The sequence below is a fragment of the Kitasatospora sp. NPDC057936 genome, assembly GCF_042887525.1.
Taxonomy (GTDB): Bacteria; Actinomycetota; Actinomycetes; order Streptomycetales; family Streptomycetaceae; genus Kitasatospora.
Genome location: NZ_JBHVPD010000009.1, coordinates 1 through 18,518, shown reverse-complemented (window position 1 = coordinate 18,518; position 18,518 = coordinate 1). Strand labels below are relative to the sequence as shown.

The window sequence follows — 18,518 nt, the reverse complement described above, 5'->3', positions numbered from 1 at the left end:
TATTCGAGCACGCGTTCGAATGGGGGCGTACGCTGGTGCCATGCCCGGCACCGTTCACCTCCAGCCCTCGCTGTTCGACGACCCCGGCGACGACGTCCGCCTCGGGCCGCTGCGGGGCGTGCGGCGGGTGGTGCTCGGGGACGGGGCGTGGCTCGACGTGCTGCCGGGGTGGCTGCGCGGGGCCGACCGGGTGTTCGAACAGCTGGCGGCGGAGGTGCCCTGGCGGGCGGAGCGCCGCGAGATGTACGAACGCATGGTGGACGTCCCGCGGCTGCTCGCGTCCTTCCCCGAGGGCGCCGAGGCCCCGCACCCGGTGCTGGCCGAGGCGCGCGGGGCGCTGAGCGCGCACTACGCCGAGGAGCTCGGCGAGCCCTTCCGGACCCTGGGCCTGTGCTACTACCGCGACGGGCGGGACAGCGTCGCCTGGCACGGCGACCGGATCGGGCGCGGGAACCGCGAGGACACCATGGTCGCGATCCTGTCGGTCGGCGAGCCGCGCGCCCTCCTCCTGCGGCCCCGGTACGGCGGGGGCGCCGTCGTGCGGCACCCGGTCGGGCACGGGGACCTTGTCGTGATGGGCGGCTCGTGCCAGCGGACCTGGGAGCACGCGATCCCGAAGACGGCGCGGCCGGTGGGCCCGCGGATCAGCGTCCAGTTCCGGCCGCGCGGCGTGGCCTGAACCCCGGTTGCCGTCGGCGGACCGGGCGTGGAGGCTGGCCGGAGGGGACGGTCCCCGAACGCGGGCCCGAGCGCAGGAGGCGGCATGCCGAAGGCGGGCAGGTACCGCGAGGGCGTCCCCTGCTGGGTGGCGCTCGCGGTGCCCGACGTCGAGCGGGCGCGGCGCTTCTACCGCGGGCTGTTCGGCTGGGACTTCGTCCCGACCGGCCCGGCCGAGGCCGTCGCCACGCTGCACGGCGCCCAGGTCGCGGCCGTCGGGCCGCCGTCCGAGCCGCCCGCCTGGCTCACCTGCCTCGCCACCCCCGACGTCCGCCGCAGCGCCGCCGCCGTCCGCGCGGCCGGCGGGCGGCTCCTGCGCGAGCCGTACGACGTGCCCGACCAGGGCCGGGCGGCGCTCGCCGCCGATCCGCAGGGCGCGCGCTTCGGGCTCTGGCAGGGCGGGCCGGTCCCGGGCGCGGGGCTGGTCAACGAACCGGGCACGCTCACCTGGAACGAGCACCTGTCCCCCGACCCGGACGCCGCGCGCGCCTTCTACCGGCAGGTGTTCGGCCTCACCCACGACCACCCCCGCGACGGCTACACCGTGTTCCGCGCCCAGGGCCTCCCGGCCGGCGGGATCGGGCCCTCGCCCTCGGACGACGCCCGCGCCGCGTGGCTGACCTCGTTCGCGACCGACGACGCGGACCGCGCCGCCGACCGGGTGCGCGCCCTCGGCGGGACCGTCCTCTCCGGCCCGGAGCCGACGCCGTTCGGCCGCTCGTCGCTGGTCCGGGACGACGGCGGCGCGGTGTTCACCCTGGTCGCCGTCCCGCCCGACGAGTCCGCGGAGGCGGCCTGACCCGACGAGGAAGCCGGCGCGACCAGGAAACCGGCACGACGAGGAATCCGGCACGACGAGGAGACCAGCACGGCGAGGAGACCTGCATGACGAAGAAGACGACTCCCGAGGAGCGATTCGCCTCCCTGGTAGAGGAGTTGACGCGCCTGGACGGCGTGGAGCCGCCCGGCACCGGCCGCCGCTTCGGCTCCGACGCGCTCAAGGCCGACGGCCACATCTTCGCGATGCTGTCGGCCGGCCGCCTCGTCCTCAAGCTCCCCCGCGCCCGCGTGGACGAGCTCGTCGACGCCGGGGAGGGCGAGCACTTCGACGCGGGCAAGGGCCGTCCGATGCGCGAGTGGTTCGCGCTCGACCCGGCCTCCGCCCTCACCTGGGACGGACTCGCCCGCGAGGCCCACGCGTTCGTCCACCGGTGAGCGGAACGATCAGTCCTTGACCGCGCCCGCGAGGCCGGACACCAGCCGCGTGGCGGCGACGAGTTCGGCGTAGGACGTCGGCGGGGCGAGCCCGGCCTCGGTGAACAGGTCGGTGCGGTAGTACAGCGAGCGCACCGCGACCCACCACGGCACGCCGTACGTCTTCCCGTCCACGACGGCCGTCTTCGCGATCACCGGGTCGAGGTCGCCCTTGCTCTGCCACCCGGCCAGGTCGGCGCCGATGTCGGCGAGACCGCCCGCGGCGACGTAGCCCGGCAGGTCGGTGTTGCCGAACTCGACCAGGTCGGGGGCGCTGCCGGGGTCGTTGAACGCGCCCTTCATCTTCGCGGCGCGGGCCGAGGCGTCGGTGTCGATGTAGCCGACGTCGACGGTGACGCCCTGGTGGGAGGCCTGGAACTCGGCCACGGCCCGGCCGACCACGGCCTCCTTCGCGGCGTTGCCGGCCTCGTTGAACAACCAGACCCGCAAGGCGCCCGTCCGGTCGTCGGCCCCGGCACCGGCCGGCGCCGAAGTGCCCGGCGCGCAGGCCGCCGCGGCCAGGCACCCGGCCGTGAGCACGGCGGCCGCGGCCGTCCGTCCGATGAGTCGCATGGTGGAGACCTCCCCTCCCGGCAGCTGCCGCCGGGACGTGCGCCGCTGGGGACGGGCACGTCGAAACGGGCCCTGACCGGGGCCGGTGGTGGGTGGGTTGCGGGGGTACGGCAGGGCGGGTTCCGACGGGCGGGGGATGCCGTCGCCTGCTCGATGGCAGGGACGTTAGGCGCGGCCGCTCGCGGCCAACAAGAGGCGGTTCACGAAGTTTTGCACTGCACAACGTTGTGTCGAGAACGCGGCGATCCGCGCGCGAACGGGTACGTTCTGAGCCATGACGGACCCAGGAGCAGGGCCCAGGAAGCCCGCGCCCGAACGCAACCAGTCCTCGTCGCTGCGCCGCGCCCTCGCCGTCCTCGGCCACGTCCGCGACCACGGCGACGGGCGCGGCGTCCCGCTCGCCCAGCTCGCCGAGGCGCTCGACCTCAACAAGAGCACCGTGCTGCGCCTGGCCGGCCCGCTGCTCGACGAGCACCTGCTGGAACGCGACCGCGAGACCGGTTGGTTCCGCCTCGGCCACGGCTCACTGCGGCTCGGCCAGGCCTACCTCTCCACCCTCGACCTGCGCAGCGTCGCCGCCGAACACCTGCGCCGCCTCCAGCGCGAGGCCGGCGAGACCGTCCACCTGACCGTCTGGCAGGCGCCGGGCATCGTCTACCTCGACAAGGTCGAGGACGAGACCACCGTGCGGATGGCCTCCCGCGTCGGCAGCCGGGCCCCCGGGTACTGCACCGCCACCGGAAAGGCGATCCTCGCCTGGCTGCCCGACGAGGCCGTCACCGAGGTCGTCGCCGCCGGCCTGCGCCCGGTCACCGCCTGGACCATCTCCGACGAGACCCGGCTGCGCGCCGACCTCGCCCGGATCCGGGCCCGCGGCTACTCCATCGACGACCGCGAGAACGAACCCGAGGTCCGCTGCGTCGCCGCGCCCGTCTTCGACCACACCGGCGAGGTCACCGCCGCCCTGTCCGTCTCCGGCCTGACGTCCCGGATGACCGCCGCCCGCGTCCGCGCCCTCGGCCCGGTGGTCGCCCAGGCCGGCCTGCGGATCTCCCGCGAACTGGGCTCCGACCGCCAGCCGGCGTGACCGGGGGAATTCGCCGGAAAAGCGAACAAGGCCCGGCACCCGAATGGGTACCGGACCTCGTCCGACAATAGAGCGCCAGGCCCGGATCGCACGGACTCTCCCTACTGAAAGTAGGACGTGCTCTGGTAGCACCACTGACGCCTGACGAGGAATCATCTCCCTCGCGACGAGAAGTACAGTACCAGGTCGGCGGCCATGGCCCGAACCGGAGGGGAACACCGCATGACCAGCATGGAATTCGATCGCCTCGACGTCGTCGAGTACGCCGACGGGAGGCCGGTGGACGTCCACCGCCCGCCGGCCGGGACGGCCGGGCCGGTGCCCGTCGTCCTGCTGTGGCACGGCCGCGGGCCGGACGAGCGGGACGTCCTGCGGCCGCTCGCGCGGGAGGCCGCCGGGCACGGGCTGCTCGTGTTCGTGCCCGACTGGCGCTCGGACCGGGAGGACGGCGGCCGGGCCGAGTTGCTCGCCTCCCTCGCGCACGCCCGTGACACCGCCGCGCAATTCGGCGGCGACCCGGACCGGCTCGTCCTCGCCGGCTGGTCGCTGGGCGGCCGGGAGGCCGTCGCCGTGGCGATCAGCCCCGGCACTCCCGCCGGACCACGGCCGATCGCCGCGGTGGGCATCTCCTCCAGCTACGCCCGCCCGGCCGTCACGAACGGCGTCGTGCCGGTCGAGCTCCTGGCGGAGGCGCCCTCCCCCGTCCCGCTCTGGCTGGTGCACGGCACCGAGGACGACGTGCTGGGGCCCGAGCACACCCGACTGCTGGCCGGCGTGGCCACCTCCGCCGAGCTGCTCGAACTCCCCACCGACCACGCGGGCACGGTGATGACGGAGTACAGCCCCGAGGCGCAGCGCTGCGTGCCCGCCACCGCGGGGAGCGCACTGGACGCTGGCCGCCGCGTCGCCGCCGTGCTCGCGGAGGCGGCTGGACTGTCGTAGGGCCGTGCCACGATCCTCACCATGGACGGAATGCCGGTCGACGAGGACGAGTTGATCGCGCGCGTTCGCCGACGGGCGGTCGCGGACGGCACCCCGCCGGCCGCGCCCGCCACGGCCGAGTCGGTCGCGGCGGTGGAGGCGGCCCTGGGCCTCGCCCTCCCGCCGCTGCTCGTCCGGCTCTACCGCGAGGTGGGCGACGGCGGATACGGCCCGGACGGTCACCTGCTCTGGCCGCTGCGCCGGATCGTGGCCGCCAACCCGCGCCGCACCGCGTCCGGGGGCCGGCCGGTCGGCGTCGTGTCGGTGCTCGACTGGGGCTGCGCGATGTCGGCCGTGGTGGACTGCCCGCGCCCCGGCGCCCCCGTCCTCCTCCACGAGCCGAACGCCGGGCCCGAGGACCCGGCGGACACCTGGTTCGAGGACTGCCCGTCGCTCGCCCGGTGGCTAATAGGGCGTGTCTGACAATTCCCGTCTGCGGGGCGACGCCGGGGCACGCGCCTCGCCACGTTGTCGTCGGTCGCCGATGTCCCCCAGCCTGGCGGCCGGGAGGTGCCCCCACCGCATGGACTCCCTCCTCCGCCTTGCGATGCACGCACCCCAACGCCGCCCCGCCCGCCCTCCGGGCGGACGACGGGAATTGCCAGACACGCCCTACTCGACTGGCTCGACGGGCGCGCGTGGTGGGAGGAGCACGTGATGATGGACGAGCGGGACGGCGAGATGCTCCCGCACTGGCCGGACGCCGCCGCCCGGATCGCCGCGCCCTGACCCGGTGCCGGCCTATTGCCCGGCCGGTGCGAGGCTCACGGCGTGGCTGCGCTCCAGCGCCTCCAGCTCCCGCTGGAGCGGCGGCTTGGGCACGGCCAGCACCGGACACGTCGCGTGCCGCACGCAGTAGGCGGTGACGGACGGGTGCAGCAGGCGGCCGAGCCGGCCGCGGCTGCCAGCGCCGAGGACGAGGAGGTCGCCAGGGCGGTCGGCGCAGCGCACCAGGGTGTGGCCGGTTTCGCCGCGGACGGCCAGGCAGCGCAGCCGCACTCCGGCGTAGCCACCGCCGAAGGCCTCGTCGAGGGCCTGGCGGAGACGGGCGACGGCGGTGTCGCGGCCGGCGGTGAGCATGGGCGGGCAGGGGGTGCGGCGGTAGGCGGACTCGCCGCCGGCCGGGGTCCAGCAGTGGACGGCGAGGACCTCGGCATCGGTGCGGCGGGCTTCGGCGACGGCGTGGTGGAGGGCGGCGAGGCTGCCGAGGGATCCGCTGAGGCCGACGACGATCCGGTCGCCGCTGCGGTCGCCGAAGTGATCGCCGTCGCCGAAGCCCGCCGCCCCGGGTTTGCCGCTGTCCGCCATGGCCCGTCCGCCTTCCGCTCAGGGGGTGGCCCGTGCGCTTCGTACGCGCGCCGCCCGTGTCGTCACATGCAAAACGGCCGGAGAAGCAGAAGGGATCCCCGTTGACGGAGCCCTGACGCGCCGACGGACGTTCCGTACGCGCCCCTGATGCCTGGGCCGCCGCCAGGGCCGCCCCTGGGAAGACCGCCGCCGGGGCCACCCCTAACCTGCGCCGGACGGCCCCGGACGGCCACTGATGATCAACTACGCTGGCCGGAAACGAGCGGGACGACGGGGGAAGTCATGGCCACTGTGGCGGAGTTGAGGTACTACCCGATCAAGGGGTGCGCGGGGATCGCGGTCGAGCAGGCCGAGCTGACGACCGCCGGGCTGACGCACGACCGGGCGTTCATGGTCGTGGACGAGGACGGGGTGTTCCGCTCCCAGCGGCGGGACCGGGCCCTCGCCACCGTCCGCCCGTCCGTCTCCGCGGACGGCGGCCGGCTGACGCTGGAGGCGCCGGGAGTCGAGGCGCTCACCGTGCCCGTGGACACCGAAGGGCCGCGGCGCCCGGTCGAGCTGTTCGGCGCGCCGTTCCGCGGCATCGACCAGGGCGACGCCGCGGCCGCCTGGCTGTCCGAGGTACTCGGCGCACACGGCCGGCTGGTGCGCGTGCCGCCGGAGCACGACCGCGTCACCGACGGGCTCGTCCCCGGCACCTCCGGGTACGCCGACAGCTGCGCCGTCCACCTGCTCTCCCGCGAGTCACTGGACGACTACAACGCGCGCACCGGCGAACCCCCGCTCGCGGCGGACCGGTTCCGTCCGAACATCGTCGTGACCGGCTGGACCGAGCCTCACACCGAGGACCTCGCCCGCCGGCTCACGATCGGCGGGGCCGAACTGGCCTACGCCAAACTCGCCGTGCGGTGCGCCGTGACGCTCGTCGACCAGTCGACCGGCGCCAAGGCCGGCCCGGAGCCGCTGCGCACCCTGGCCCGCTACCGGCGGGCCGCGGACGGCGGGGTCGTGTTCGGCGCCAAGTTCGCCGTGCTGCGCCCGGGCACGCTGCGCGTCGGCGACGAGCTCGCGGTGGCCGACTGGGGACCGTCCGAGCGCTGACCGGCCCGACGTCGAACTCCGTTGCCCGGCAAGGCCGGTGGCCCCGGCGGCAGGCAAGCCGCCGGGGCCCTTGGTCACGCGGAGACCGGTCTCAGTTGAACGGTCTCAGGAGAACGGTCTCAGTTGAACGGTCTCAGCAGGTCTGGTCGATCAGCGAGAACGTGGCGTAGTGGTCGCCCGTGTAGTAGTCCTCCTGGGTCGCCTGGCCGGTGATGATCCGGCGGGCGCCGCGGGTCGGGGCGCCCGGCGTGATGACGGTGTACTCGTGGTAGTAGCCGTAGGACTGGCTCGGGAGCACCTGCTCTCTGTTCTGGAACACCACGCCGTCCTGGGAGTACGGGAACGGACCGTCGGTGGCGATCAGGTTGAGGGTGTCGGTGGCCTCCGGCGGCAGCGCGGAGAGGCAGACCGTGCCGCTCACGTCGGCGTGCGCCTCGGTGGCGACGGCGACGGGCGCGAGGGTCATCAGGGCGACGGCGGTGACGGCGGCAGCGCGGGTCTTCCACGCGCGTAGAGTGCGGGTCATGACAAACAGTCTGGCGAGCCACCGGCCCATCCGGAAGGCCTGAGCCAACTTTTTACCCACCGGTAACTTGCCTGCCCAGCAGGCGACTTGACGAAGTCTCCGACCGTTTCGGTAACACTCCGAGCACCCTCCGAGAGACCGTTCACGAACCGCCCCCGCCCCACCGGAACCGTGCGTTCCCCATGCATTCCCGGCAGGGCCCCGGCGTGCATCTCCGGCGTGCGTCTCCGACGTCCACCCCCTGCGCGCATCCCCGACTTGCTCACACCTTCGCGACGCTTCCGCCCCGGCCCGCTCGGGCCGCATAGAGTGCGCAGAGCGCAGGACGATCACCAGTGGGGGCGGGCATGGGCACGGGAACAGCACTGACGGCGCACCAGCTGATCGGGCTGCTCGTCGACCCCGGGAGCTTCCGCAGCTGGGACGAGCCCGCCGACCCCCACCCCGCCGACCCCGGCTACCGCGCCTCGCTCGCCCGCGCCCGCGAGCGCACCGGCCTGGACGAGGCGGTCCTCACCGGCACCGGCCTGATCGACGGGCGGCCGGTGGCGCTCGTCGCCTCCGAATTCGGCTTCCTCGGCGGCTCGATCGGCGTCGGCACCGCCGAGCGGATCACCCGGGCCGTCGAGCGGGCCACCGCCGAGCGGCTGCCACTGCTCGCCCTCCCGGTCTCCGGCGGCACCCGCATGCAGGAGGGATCCGCCGCCTTCCTCTGCATGCTGCGCATCACCGCCGCCGTCCAGGCGCACCGGGCCGCCGGCCTCCCCTACCTCACCTACCTGCGGAACCCGACCATGGGCGGCGTCTTCGCCTCCTGGGGCACGCTCGGCCAGCTGGTGTTCGCCGAGCCCGGCGCCCGCCTCGGCTTCCTCGGCCCGCGCGTGTACGAGGAGCTGCGCGGCGTCGAGCTGCCGACCGACGTCCAGCGCGCCGAGACACTGGCGGAGCGCGGGCTCGTGGACGCCGTCGTACCGCCGGAGGAACTGCGCGAGGTGGTGCGCCGCTCCCTCGCCGTCCTGACAGCCGGCCCCTCTCCTCTCTCCACGGATCCCGCGGCTTCCACCACTCCCCTATATAGGGAGAACCCAGGGGACGACACAGGGGAGAACCCGGGCGAGCGCGTATATAGGGAGAACGCCCCCGAACCGAAGCCCCCCGCCGACGCCTGGGACTCCGTCCGCCGCACCCGCCGCCCCGACCGCCCGGGCACGCGCGAACTGCTGCGCCGCACCGCCGCGGAACTCGTCCTGCTGGACGCCCCCGGAGGCCGGTCCGGAGCGCTGGTCCGCGCCCTCGCGATCCTCGGCGGGCAGCCCGTGCTCGTCGTCGGCCAGGAGCGCGGGACGCCCGACCACGAACGCCCCTTCACCGCGGCCGACCTCCGGGCCGTCCGCCGCAGCGCCCGCCTGGCCGAGCAACTCCGCCTGCCGCTGCTCACGGTGGTGGACACGGCCGGCGCCGAACTGTCCGCGCAGGCCGAACTGGACGGCGTCGCCGTCGAGATCGCGCACTGCCTGACCACCCTGCTCGCGCTGCGCACCCCCGTCCTCGCAGTCCTGCTCGGCCAGGGCTCGGGCGGCGGGGCGCTGGCCCTGCTCCCGGCGGACCGCGTGATCGCCGCCGAGCACGCCTGGCTCGCACCACTGCCGCCCGAGGGCGCCTCCGCGATCGTCCACCGCGACGGCGCGCACGCGGCCGAGCTGGCCCGGGCGCAGGGCATCGGCGCGGCCGACCTGGCGCGGGTGGGCCTGGTGGACGAGGTGGTGCCGGAACGGCCCGACGCCGCCGAGGAGCCGGACACGTTCTGTGAGCGGCTCGGGGCTGCCGTCGGAACGGCCCTCGGCGCGCTCGCGGTGGTTCCGGAGGCGGAACGGTTCGCCGCGCGGGCCGCTCGGCACCGTCGGCTGGGCGATCCTCGCTCTCGGTGACCGAGAACGTGTGGCCCCGGTCTCACCGGAGGCTAGATCGTCTGTACGCAAAGTGGCGGCCGCGGGCCGCCGGGTCACGTCACCCCGGTTCTAAACGGTGACTGCGCTCACAGGGAATCCCAGTCGACGACGGGCTGTAGTAGTGCCGCCGGGGCGCACTCACCGTTCCCGACAATTCGCCCACGGCCGGACATCCGGCCAGGTCAGAGCGCGTCCGAACGGCCCCGGCGATCACTCCTGCGAATCGATGGCGGTCGGCCGATGTACGACCGCGGATCGTACCGAGGGGGTCTTGGCGGTGGCCGATCCGGTCTGGCAACAATGGCTCTCGTCGTCAGCCGCACCGGCTCCTGTCCCGCCGGTGAACGGCTTACCGCCGAGTCGCGCCCCGCAACCGTCGGCCCCTGTCCGGCCGTGGTCCTGGGCGGGGCGCGACCCGGCCCAACCTGATTGAGGTCTTGTTCTTCATGCCCGCTTTCAAGCTCCGTATGCGTACCTCTGCCGCCGTTCTCGCCGGTGCCGCCGGTCTGACCGCCCTGGCCGCCGGCGTGATGCCCGCCGCCGCCAACGCCGCGACCGCCTCCCCGCAGGCCATCGCCGCCCAGATCGTCCCGGCGAACCAGCTGGCCTCGTTCAGCCAGATCATCTCCCACGAGTCCGGCTGGAACGTGACCGCGACCAACCCGAGCTCGGGCTCCTACGGCCTGGGCCAGGCCCTGCCGGCCTCGAAGATGGCCTCGGCGGGCGCGGACTGGAAGACCAACCCGGCCACGCAGATCAAGTGGGCGCTGGACTACATGAACACCCGCTACGGCAGCCCGAACGCCGCCTGGACCTTCTGGCAGGGTCACCACTGGTACTAAGCCGACCCCCTCGGCAGCACCGACGCATACCCGCCTCCTGCACCACTCCCCCCTCACCCCGGGGGCCGGACCGGGGCCACCTGGGTGACCCGGAAGGGCCCGTGCCCGCGCGATCCGCGTGGCACGGGCCCTTCCGTGGTTTCCGCCCGTGCTGTCCGCCCTTCCGTGGCTTCCGCGCCCCCGCCGGCCGGCGCCCCCTCGCCGGCCTCCGGGCGCCGCCGTCAGAGCTCGCCGGTGAGCCCCAGCAGCTCGCGCATCCGCGCGTACTTCGCGCGCAGCCGCTCGGCCGTCGCCGCGTCCAGCACCGCGAGCCGCGCCGGGTCGGAGTTGTGGGCCAGGTCGGCGCGCTTGACCAGCAGCGCCCCCGGCGTGGCCAGGATCCGGGCGGTGTACTCCTCGACCGGCTCGCCCGGCCGCTTGGTCAGGGCGTCCACGATCGCCTTGGTGGACTCCGCCAGCGCGGCACCCTCCAGCCACTCGCGGCTCAGCCGGTCGTCCTCGACGGTGTCGTGCAGCCAGCCCGCCGCGATCTGCGCCTCGCTGCCGCCGCGCTCCGCCGTCCCCCGCGCCACCGCGGCGATGTGCTCGCTGTAGGGGTGGCCGTTCTTGTCGACCTGCCCCTCGTGCGCGCGCCGTGCGATCGTCTCCACCTCGGCCAGGCTCAGATAGTCCATCGGCTCATCGTAGGACCCGCCCGCGACACCGACGGTGGCCGGGGCAGCGACACCACGGGGCCGGCCGTGACACCGCCGTGGCCGGGCCGCGACATCGCGGGGCCGGGGCCGCGCCTCCACGGAGCCGGGCCGCGAACGACCGGGTCCATGATCGGCCGCTTGACGCGGCTGGTTTACTGCCCCGGGCGGGCGACCCCCGCCGGACCAGGCGACCCACGCCGAACCAGGCAGCCCGCGCCGCAGCAGGCGACCCCCGTCGGCCCGGGCGACGAGCGATCCGAGGAACCATGCACGCCCTGCACCCCCTGCTCTCCGGATTCGCGCCCATCTGGGCCCTGACCGGGGTCGGCTACCTCGTCGGCCGGTCCGGACTGCTCGGCCCGCAGGCGGAGGCGGTGCTCAGCCGCTTCGTCTTCCACGTGGCGATGCCCGCCGCACTGTTCCTGATGATCGCCCGCACCCCGCTGGAGCGGTTCGCCAACGCCTCGATGCTCGCCTTCGCCGCCGGCACCGCCTTCGCGACCGGCCTCGGACTGCTCGCCGGACGGTTGCTGTTCCACCGCAAGCCCGGCGAGCTCGCGATCGGCGGCATGGCCGCCGGGTACGTCAACTCGGCCAACCTCGGCATACCCGTGGCGATGCAGGTCCTCGGCGACGCCTCGTTCGTCGCGGCGGTCGTCCTGTTCCAGATCCTGTTCGTCACCCCCGCCGTGCTCGCCGTCCTCGACGGCCGCGGCGCCGGGCTCCGCGCCCTGCTCACCCTCCCGCTGCGCAACCCCGTCCTGCTGGCGACCGCGCTCGGCGCCGTCGCCTCCGCGACCGGCCTGCACCTGCCCGCCGAGCTGAACCACTCCTGCGAGCTCCTCGGCGGCGCCGGCGTCCCGACCGCCCTCGTCGCCCTCGGCATCTCGCTGCACAACCGCCCGCCCGCGGACGCCGGTTCGCGTCGCGCCGAGGTCGGACTGACCGTCCTGGTCAAGACGCTCGTCCAGCCGCTGGCCGCGTACGCCGTCGCCGCCTTCGTGCTCCACCTTCCGCCGCACCAGTTGCTGACCGTCGTGCTCTTCTCCGCGCTGCCGACCGCGCAGAACGTCTACGTCTACGCCCGCGAGTACGGGCAGGGCACGGCGCTCGCCCGGGACGCGGTGCTGTGGTCGACGCTGGTGTCGATGGCGACGCTGTCGGTGATCAGCTGGTCGCTCGGGTCCGCGTGACTCCTGGCCTCGTGCGACGCCTCGGCACCACTGGCCCCACCCGTTCCACTACCCGGCCCGCACAAGTGACCACTGCCCGTACACGACACGACAGTTGGCCCGCCTGATGCGTACAGAACGGTGGTTCCGCCGCCCCTCGCCGGCCGCCGGTGGAATGCTGGCGGCCATGAGCCAACCGGACTCCACCTCCGCCGGACCCGCAGCCCTCGCCGGCCCCCCGGACCTCGTCGAACACCGCCACTGCCCGGCCGTCGTCACGCTCCCGCAGTCCGACGTGGACCACTTCAACCACGTCCCGCGCGCCGCCTTCGTGATGGAGCCGCGACTGCGCTGCGAACTCACCGCCGGCCACGGCGGCTCCCACTCCGCGCTCGTCCAGGGCGTCGGCTACGACCTGCACTGGGCGTCCTGGCCGGAGTACGCCGTCGAGGTCGCCGCCCGCTGCCCCGAGGAGGCGCCCTTCGAGGGCGCCGAACCACCGCGCGAGGCCGACATCTGCCTGCTGCGCGAGGGCCACCCGGGGCCGCACTACGGCGACACCTGGTTCTGAAACCGGCTCCGACTCTGGTGCCGGCTCTGGTTCCGAACCAGGTTCCGGCCGGGTGCCGACCCGGCCGGCACCCCGTTCCGGCCGGGTTCCGGCCCTCCCGCCGGCGGCTCCGGGCTCACGCCCCGCGGGCCGCCGCCACCACCTCCGTCATCGCCAGCAGGAAGCGCCGGGCCGTCGCCAGCTCCGCCGCGTCGAACCGGCCCATGGCGCCCACCAGGTCGCCGATCAGCCCGCCGAAGAAGCCCTGTCCGAGCTCCATCGCACGCTCTTCGACCACCAGCCGCACCTTGCGCCGGTCCCCCGGGTCCCGTTCGCGCCGGATCAGGCCGAGCCGCTCCAGCCGGTCCACCAGCCCGGTGGTGCCCGCCGAGTTGAGCCGCAGCGCCTCGCCGAGCCGGCCCGGGGTGACCACCTCCCCGGCCCTGGCCGCGTCCAGCAGGTGGATCAGCGCCCGCAGATCGGTCGGGTGCAGCCCGCTGCGCGCCGCGAACTCGGCCCCGAACAGGTCGAGTTCGACGGTCAGTCCGCGCAACAGGTGGACCAGCCGCATCGGCTCCTCGACATCGGACAACCCCGGCCTCCTTCCTCGGCACCCCCAGGTGCCGTATTCTCTCGCTGAGCGAGATACTTGTGCAGCGAGTGATTCCATCATCCCAGCGGAGGCCCGCCATGTCTGCGACCGCACCTGCCTCACCGTCCGCGTCGGCCGCGCGCACGGCGCCGTTCTTCGCCGCGTACGACGCGCTCCTCGCCCACTGGCCCCTCCCGGTCGAGCCGGTCGACGTCCGCACCGCCCACGGCACCACCCGGGTCAACGCCTGCGGCCCGCGCGACGGCCACCCCCTCGTCCTGCTCCACGGCGGCGGCGCCACGTCCGCCATGTGGTTCGCCATCGCCCCCGCCCTGGCCGCCGCCGGGCACCGCGTCCTCGCCGTCGACCTCATCGGCGACCCGGGCCGCAGCGTCCACGACGGCGCCGCGCTCGGCGGCGTCCCCGGGCTCATGGCGTGGCTGGACGCCGTCCTCGACGGGCTCGGCGTCCAGGAGGCCGACCTCTGCGGCCACTCCTACGGCGCCTGGACCGCCGTCGAGTACGCGCTCCACGCGCCGGGACGGGTCGGACGCATCGCCCTGCTCGACCCCAACAACGTCTTCGCCGGCTTCCGCCCCGGCTACCTGCTGCGCGCCCTGCCGCTCTTCCTCCCCCGCCGCACCGCCGACCGCGCCCGCTCCTACCTCGCCTGGGAGAGCGGCGACACGCCCCGGCTCGACGCCGACTGCCGCGAGGTGTACGCGCTCGGGTACGCCGACTTCCCCGCCTCCCGCATCGTCACCGGCCCCCGCCCGACCGCCGACCGCCTGCGCACGCTCACCGCGCCGACGCTCGCCCTGTTCGCCGAACGCAGCCGCGCCCACGACGCCCACCGCGTCGCGGACGCCACCCGCCGCGCCCTGCCCGACGCCACCGTCACCGTCCTCCCGGGCCTGGCCCACCACAACCTGCCGGCAGCCGGGGCGGAGCAAGTCAACCGGCGGCTGACGGACTTCCTTTCGCGGACCAAGGGCTGATACTCGATCACGCGGGCGAGTAGCGCACGAACTCGTGGACCACGCCGGACGCCGGCCCCGGCTGCCGCCGGGAGCCTCAGGCGGCGCGGGTCAGCCGGTCCACCATCTCGGCCATCGCGTCGGCGGGCAGGCTCGGATTGCGGGCGGCGGCCGTGGCCGTGCGCGGGTCGTGCAGCGAGCTCGCCAACTGCTCGGCGGGGACTCGGGGGTGAGCTGCGACGGCGGCGCGGACGTCCACGTCGGGGTCGTCCAGGAGGCGCCGGACGGCTTCCTCCGTCAGGCGCGGGTCCGTCGCCGCCCTGCGGCGGACTTCGGGGCTCGGGTCGCGGGTGAAGCGCTCGACGAGGGCGGGGGGCGATTCCTCGTCGTCGAGGGCCAGGCGGCGCATGTGGGGGTCGGGGTCGTCGGCGAAGCGCAGGAGGCCCGTGCGGGGGAAGTTCGGGTGGCCGTGGGGGCGGTCGGGGTGGGAGAGGCTGCCGGTCCACCAGCGCCAGACGTCCAGGAGGAGTTCGGCGGGGGCGTCGTCGCAGGACTCGGCGAGGAAGAGGTGGATGACGCGGTCCTCGTCCGCGGCGAGCCGGGTCACGACGTCGGGCGGGAGCCGGCGGGCGCGGGCGACGCTACGGCGGATCGTGGGGTGGGTGGAGGCGGCCAGTTCGCGCATCGCGTCCGGGTCGGCCTGCCGGGCCAGCACCCAGGGGAGCGCATGATGGTATTCGTACTCCTCAAGGTCGACGCGGACGGCGGCGCGACGCTCCTCGGTCAGATCGGGCCGGACGGACACCGTGAAGCGCACGTCCTCGTCCTCGTCCTCGGCCAGCAGGTCGACGACGTCCGCGGGCAGGTGCGGGTTGCGGGCGAGTGCCTCCCGCTCGCGGGCCGGAAAGGTCCGGGCCGACTCCCGTGCCAGGTCCGGTTCGAGGCGGCAGGTCGCGAGTACGACGTCGCGGCTCCCGAAGAGCGCGAGCACGTCGCGGGGCATCGGGTGATCGGCGTGGTGCAGAAGCAGTGCGACCTCACGGACCCGGCCGGCCGGGTCGGCGAGCAGTGAGTGCCGGGCCTCCTCGCCCAGGTGTGGCCAGGCCGCCGGGCAGGCCTCGGCGCGGACGGCCGGGTCCGCGTCGCCGGCGAGCCGGACGGCGAGCGCGACGGGCAGCCCGGGAAGGCGGGCCGCCTCGGCGCGGACCCGGGCGGAGGGGTCGGTCGCGAGCTGCCGCAGTACGTCGACGGGCAGTTCGGCGGCCCGGTCGGCCGCCATGACGGTGAGGGTCCAGCGGCGCCGGGCATCCGGCTCGTCCAGGATCAGCCGCACCCACCGGTCGGCGGTGATGCCCGGCTGGGACTCGGCCGCGCGGGCCCGGACCTTCCACTCGGGGTGGGCGAGCGCGGCCGCCACGGCCACGGGCGGGCGGGGGCTCCACAGGAGGGCGGGATACGCGCCGAGGAGGGCGGGCCACAAGGCGTCGGGCAGGGCCGGATTGGCGGCGAGGCCGTGCGCCCACGCGTCGCGCAGGTCGGGGGCGAGGGGCTCGTGGGTCACCGGGCACCCTTCGAGTCCGCGGTCAGGCCGGTGATCAGGCCGGTGATCAGGGCGGTGATCAGGGCGGTGAGGGCGGCCTGGAGGTCGGCACAGCGAGTGCCCGGGCCCCGGTCGGGGACCTCGGCGTGGACGCGGGTGAGGGCGGGGAGCGCCTGCGGATCCGCGGCGGCGAAGGCGGCGGCGCGCTGATTGGGCCGGCGGGGCGGGCTGACGGGGTGTTCGGAGAGGAGTTCGCCGAGCACCAGCTGCCAGCAGGAGCGGAACGCGGAGGCCGCGCGGGCCGGCGGGAGCCCGGCGGCCAGCAGGTCGGCGAGGCAGGCGTCGTTGAACGGCAGGGCGTTCTCGGCGACGAGTTCACCGCGGATGAGGACGTGCAGCACCCAGGCGTGGCCGGCCATGTAGTCGTGCGCGCCGAGCAGGCGGCGGAGCAGGCGGGCGGCCGGTTCCGCGCCGGGGACGTCCACCGGGAGGCCGGCGGCGATCTCCTCCAGTACGGCGAGCAGCAAGGTGTCGCGGTCGGCCACGTGCCGGTACAACGAGGCGGCGGCGGTGCCGAGTTCGGCCGCGACCGCGCGCATGGTGAGGGCGTCTATGCCGTCCCGCTCGATCACGCGGCGCCCGGCGGCGACCACGGCGGCGGTGGTGAGGCCCGGCCGGGGCCGCCGTGGGCCGTACCGGCCTCGCTCGGCGGCCGGTGCTCCGTCCGGTGACGCCCTCCGCTCAGACGCCTCCCGGTCCGACCTCCCCCGCTCGGGCATGTTCCGTTCAAGCGTCGCCCGCTCAGGCACTTCCCGCTCTGGCCTCTCCCGTCCTGGCATCCCGTCATCCTGCCACGCCGGACCGGGCTTCCCACCTGCGCGCTTGCCGACCCACACAAGTAAGGCTTACCTTACGCGAACAACGTTCGCATTCGGAGGTCGCCGTGCCCGAATCAGTCCTCTCCACACCGTTGACCACGACCACCGCCGCGCCGCCCGGGCCCGGCGGCCCGCGCAAGTCCCTCGTCCTCGCCACCGCGTGCCTGTGCCAGCTGATGGTCACGCTCGACGCCAGCATCGTGAACATCGCACTGCCCGCCATGGGCGGCTCCCTCGGCTTCGCCGACAGCGCGCTGCCGTGGGTGGTCAACGCCTACGCGCTCGCGTTCGGCGGGCTGCTCCTGCTCGGCGGCCGGGTCGCCGACCTGGCCGGGCACCGCCGGGCGCTGCTCGCGGGACTGGTCCTGTTCGGCGTGGCGTCCGTACTCGGCGGCTTCGCGCAGACGCCCGCGCAGTTGATCGCCGCGCGTGCCGGACAGGGCGTCGCGAGCGCCGTCCTCGCCCCGATCGGCCTGACCCTGATCATGGTCACCTTCACCGAGGGCGCCGCCCGGGCCCGGGCGCTCGGCGTCTGGTCGATGGTGACGGCGGGCGGCAGCGCGCTCGGCGTGCTGCTCGGCGGCGTGCTGACCGATCTGCTCGACTGGCGCTGGGTGTTCTTCGTGAACGCCCCGCTCGTCCTGGTGGCCGCCGCCCTCGCGTCGCGCTCCGTCGCCACCGCCCGGCCGCCGCGCGCGGGACGACTCGACGTGGTCGGCGCCGCCCTCGGCACCGGTGCGATGAGCGTGCTCGTGTACGGGCTGATGTCGACCGACCGACACCCGTTGGGCTCGCCCCGGACCATCGCCACCCTCGGGACCGCCGTGCTGCTCGGCCTCGCGTTCCTCGGCTGGGAGGCCCGGTTCGCGTCCGCGCCAATCGTGCGGCTCGGCGTGCTGCGGGTGCGGACGGCGTGGGTCGCGAGCCTGATCGTCACCCTGGTCGGCGCGGCGATGCTGGTCGGCTTCTACTTCTGCTCGCTGCACCTGCAGAACGTGCTGCACTACGGGCCACTCGCCGCGGGCGCCGCCTTCCTGCCGTTCTGCGCCGGGACGATGGCGGGCAGCATGACGGCCGGCCGCCTGAGCGCCCGCTTCGGCGGGCGGGCGACGCTCACCGGCGGGCTGGCGCTGGCCGGGCTCGGGATGCTGTGGTTCAGCGGGCTCGGGGTCTCGTCCGGCTATCTGACGGCGTTCGTCGGGCCGTCCGTGGTCGCCGGCGCCGGCGTCGGGATCTGCATGGTGGCCAACACGGCGATGGGCACGTCCGGCGTCGACCCGCGCGAGGCCGGGCTGGTCAGCGGGCTGCTGAACGCCGGGCGCCAGTGCGGCGGAAGCATCGGCCTCGCCGTGCTCTCCACCCTCGCCGTCGCGGCGACGCGGCACGCCGCGGCGGCCGGTGACTCCGCTCCGGCAGCGCTCGCGGCGGGCTACGACCGGGCGTTCGTCGTCACCGCCGTACTGCTGGCCGTGGCGGCGCTGATCGCGGTCGTGTTCGTCCCGGCGCCGCCGCGGCGGAAGGCGGCGGGCGTGTGACTCCCCGGGCCGCCGCGGCACCAGCCCGGGCGCTGCGGCGGCCCAACCCGGCTGCGCCGGGGGAATGTTCAGCACACCGACCGATGCATGCTGCAGTGGATCGGTTCATTGAAGCTCTCTCCCGGCTGAAGCCGGGAGACTCCCGCCTAGGGTCTGTTTTGGAAGGTCATCGGACTTGATGCCAGGCTCATCGGATGGGGCGTGGGGATCTGTCGGATGGCCAGTGGGCTGTGCTGGAGCC

General features: G+C 74.8%; 20 protein-coding genes. 13 read left to right on the top strand and 7 right to left on the bottom strand.

The annotated features are described in order from the left end of the window. The first annotated feature begins 40 nt into the window (after positions 1-40). From ACFVU9_RS07250 to ACFVU9_RS07240, 3 genes are all read left to right on the top strand, one after another. Positions 41-679 (top strand): alpha-ketoglutarate-dependent dioxygenase AlkB, encoded by a 639-nt coding sequence (locus ACFVU9_RS07250; RefSeq protein ID WP_380445506.1) that lies wholly within the window; start codon positions 41-43, stop codon positions 677-679. An 84-nt stretch (positions 680-763) separates the two neighbouring features. After that, positions 764-1,516, top strand: a complete 753-nt coding sequence (locus tag ACFVU9_RS07245; protein ID WP_380445505.1) for a VOC family protein — start codon at positions 764-766, stop codon at positions 1,514-1,516. An 86-nt stretch (positions 1,517-1,602) separates the two neighbouring features. After that, the gene (locus ACFVU9_RS07240; RefSeq protein WP_380505243.1) at positions 1,603-1,932 is read left to right on the top strand and encodes a hypothetical protein; all 330 of its coding nucleotides are present in this window, start codon (positions 1,603-1,605) and stop codon (positions 1,930-1,932) included. 9 nt (positions 1,933-1,941) lie between these two features. On the opposite strand, the gene ACFVU9_RS07235 is transcribed toward ACFVU9_RS07240, so the two are convergent. Continuing rightward, positions 1,942-2,544 (bottom strand): extracellular solute-binding protein, encoded by a 603-nt coding sequence (locus tag ACFVU9_RS07235; RefSeq protein WP_380445503.1) that lies wholly within the window; start codon positions 2,542-2,544, stop codon positions 1,942-1,944. Positions 2,545-2,818: 274 nt separating this feature from the next. On the opposite strand from ACFVU9_RS07235, the gene ACFVU9_RS07230 reads away from it, so the two are divergent. The 3 genes from ACFVU9_RS07230 to ACFVU9_RS07220 all read left to right on the top strand — a co-directional run bounded on the left by ACFVU9_RS07230 (position 2,819) and on the right by ACFVU9_RS07220 (position 5,035). Then, positions 2,819-3,631, top strand: a complete 813-nt coding sequence (locus tag ACFVU9_RS07230; RefSeq protein WP_380445502.1) for an IclR family transcriptional regulator — start codon at positions 2,819-2,821, stop codon at positions 3,629-3,631. A 222-nt stretch (positions 3,632-3,853) separates the two neighbouring features. Beyond that, on the top strand, positions 3,854-4,573 hold the full coding sequence (locus tag ACFVU9_RS07225; protein ID WP_387590858.1) for an alpha/beta hydrolase: 720 nt from the start codon (positions 3,854-3,856) through the stop codon (positions 4,571-4,573). Positions 4,574-4,594: 21 nt separating this feature from the next. Next, positions 4,595-5,035 carry an SMI1/KNR4 family protein gene (locus ACFVU9_RS07220; protein WP_387590855.1) on the top strand — a complete coding sequence of 147 codons (441 nt, stop codon included), beginning with the start codon at positions 4,595-4,597 and terminating at the stop codon, positions 5,033-5,035. Positions 5,036-5,353: 318 nt separating this feature from the next. On the opposite strand, the gene ACFVU9_RS07215 is transcribed toward ACFVU9_RS07220, so the two are convergent. Next, the gene (locus ACFVU9_RS07215) at positions 5,354-5,920 is read right to left on the bottom strand and encodes a universal stress protein (protein WP_387590852.1); all 567 of its coding nucleotides are present in this window, start codon (positions 5,918-5,920) and stop codon (positions 5,354-5,356) included. A gap of 282 nt (positions 5,921-6,202) precedes the next feature. Between ACFVU9_RS07215 and ACFVU9_RS07210 the strand changes: the two genes are divergently transcribed. Then, positions 6,203-7,021 carry an MOSC domain-containing protein gene (locus ACFVU9_RS07210; protein WP_387590849.1) on the top strand — a complete coding sequence of 273 codons (819 nt, stop codon included), beginning with the start codon at positions 6,203-6,205 and terminating at the stop codon, positions 7,019-7,021. Positions 7,022-7,154: 133 nt separating this feature from the next. Here ACFVU9_RS07210 and ACFVU9_RS07205 read toward each other — a convergent pair whose 3' ends face one another. Then, positions 7,155-7,547, bottom strand: a complete 393-nt coding sequence (locus ACFVU9_RS07205; protein ID WP_387590847.1) for a ribonuclease — start codon at positions 7,545-7,547, stop codon at positions 7,155-7,157. A 347-nt stretch (positions 7,548-7,894) separates the two neighbouring features. Here ACFVU9_RS07205 and ACFVU9_RS07200 point away from each other — a divergent pair, with 347 nt between their 5' ends. After that, on the top strand, positions 7,895-9,475 hold the full coding sequence (locus tag ACFVU9_RS07200) for a carboxyl transferase domain-containing protein (RefSeq protein ID WP_387590844.1): 1,581 nt from the start codon (positions 7,895-7,897) through the stop codon (positions 9,473-9,475). A 488-nt stretch (positions 9,476-9,963) separates the two neighbouring features. Then, positions 9,964-10,338 (top strand): transglycosylase SLT domain-containing protein, encoded by a 375-nt coding sequence (locus ACFVU9_RS07195; RefSeq protein ID WP_380491600.1) that lies wholly within the window; start codon positions 9,964-9,966, stop codon positions 10,336-10,338. A 221-nt stretch (positions 10,339-10,559) separates the two neighbouring features. Here ACFVU9_RS07195 and ACFVU9_RS07190 read toward each other — a convergent pair whose 3' ends face one another. Continuing rightward, entirely contained in the window at positions 10,560-11,012 is a 453-nt protein-coding gene (locus tag ACFVU9_RS07190) for an HD domain-containing protein (RefSeq protein WP_380444931.1), read from the bottom strand. Positions 11,013-11,299: 287 nt separating this feature from the next. On the opposite strand from ACFVU9_RS07190, the gene ACFVU9_RS07185 reads away from it, so the two are divergent. After that, positions 11,300-12,226, top strand: a complete 927-nt coding sequence (locus ACFVU9_RS07185; RefSeq protein WP_380498633.1) for an AEC family transporter — start codon at positions 11,300-11,302, stop codon at positions 12,224-12,226. A 166-nt stretch (positions 12,227-12,392) separates the two neighbouring features. Beyond that, positions 12,393-12,776 (top strand): hypothetical protein, encoded by a 384-nt coding sequence (locus ACFVU9_RS07180; RefSeq protein ID WP_387590839.1) that lies wholly within the window; start codon positions 12,393-12,395, stop codon positions 12,774-12,776. 115 nt (positions 12,777-12,891) lie between these two features. Here ACFVU9_RS07180 and ACFVU9_RS07175 read toward each other — a convergent pair whose 3' ends face one another. Further along, complete coding sequence (locus ACFVU9_RS07175) at positions 12,892-13,326, bottom strand: MarR family winged helix-turn-helix transcriptional regulator (RefSeq protein WP_380505290.1); 435 nt, start codon at positions 13,324-13,326, stop codon at positions 12,892-12,894. Between the two features lie 119 nt (positions 13,327-13,445). On the opposite strand from ACFVU9_RS07175, the gene ACFVU9_RS07170 reads away from it, so the two are divergent. Continuing rightward, on the top strand, positions 13,446-14,345 hold the full coding sequence (locus ACFVU9_RS07170; RefSeq protein WP_387590836.1) for an alpha/beta fold hydrolase: 900 nt from the start codon (positions 13,446-13,448) through the stop codon (positions 14,343-14,345). 76 nt (positions 14,346-14,421) lie between these two features. On the opposite strand, the gene ACFVU9_RS07165 is transcribed toward ACFVU9_RS07170, so the two are convergent. Both ACFVU9_RS07165 and ACFVU9_RS07160 read right to left on the bottom strand, forming a co-directional pair. Further along, complete coding sequence (locus tag ACFVU9_RS07165) at positions 14,422-15,885, bottom strand: PE-PGRS family protein (protein ID WP_387590833.1); 1,464 nt, start codon at positions 15,883-15,885, stop codon at positions 14,422-14,424. After that, positions 15,882-16,517 carry a TetR/AcrR family transcriptional regulator gene (locus ACFVU9_RS07160; RefSeq protein WP_387590830.1) on the bottom strand — a complete coding sequence of 212 codons (636 nt, stop codon included), beginning with the start codon at positions 16,515-16,517 and terminating at the stop codon, positions 15,882-15,884. The genes ACFVU9_RS07165 and ACFVU9_RS07160 overlap by 4 nt, the downstream gene beginning before the upstream one ends. A gap of 290 nt (positions 16,518-16,807) precedes the next feature. Here ACFVU9_RS07160 and ACFVU9_RS07155 point away from each other — a divergent pair, with 290 nt between their 5' ends. Beyond that, a complete protein-coding gene (locus ACFVU9_RS07155) occupies positions 16,808-18,277 on the top strand; it encodes an MFS transporter (RefSeq protein ID WP_387590827.1) in 1,470 nt (489 codons plus the stop codon). Positions 18,278-18,518: the final 241 nt, after the last annotated feature.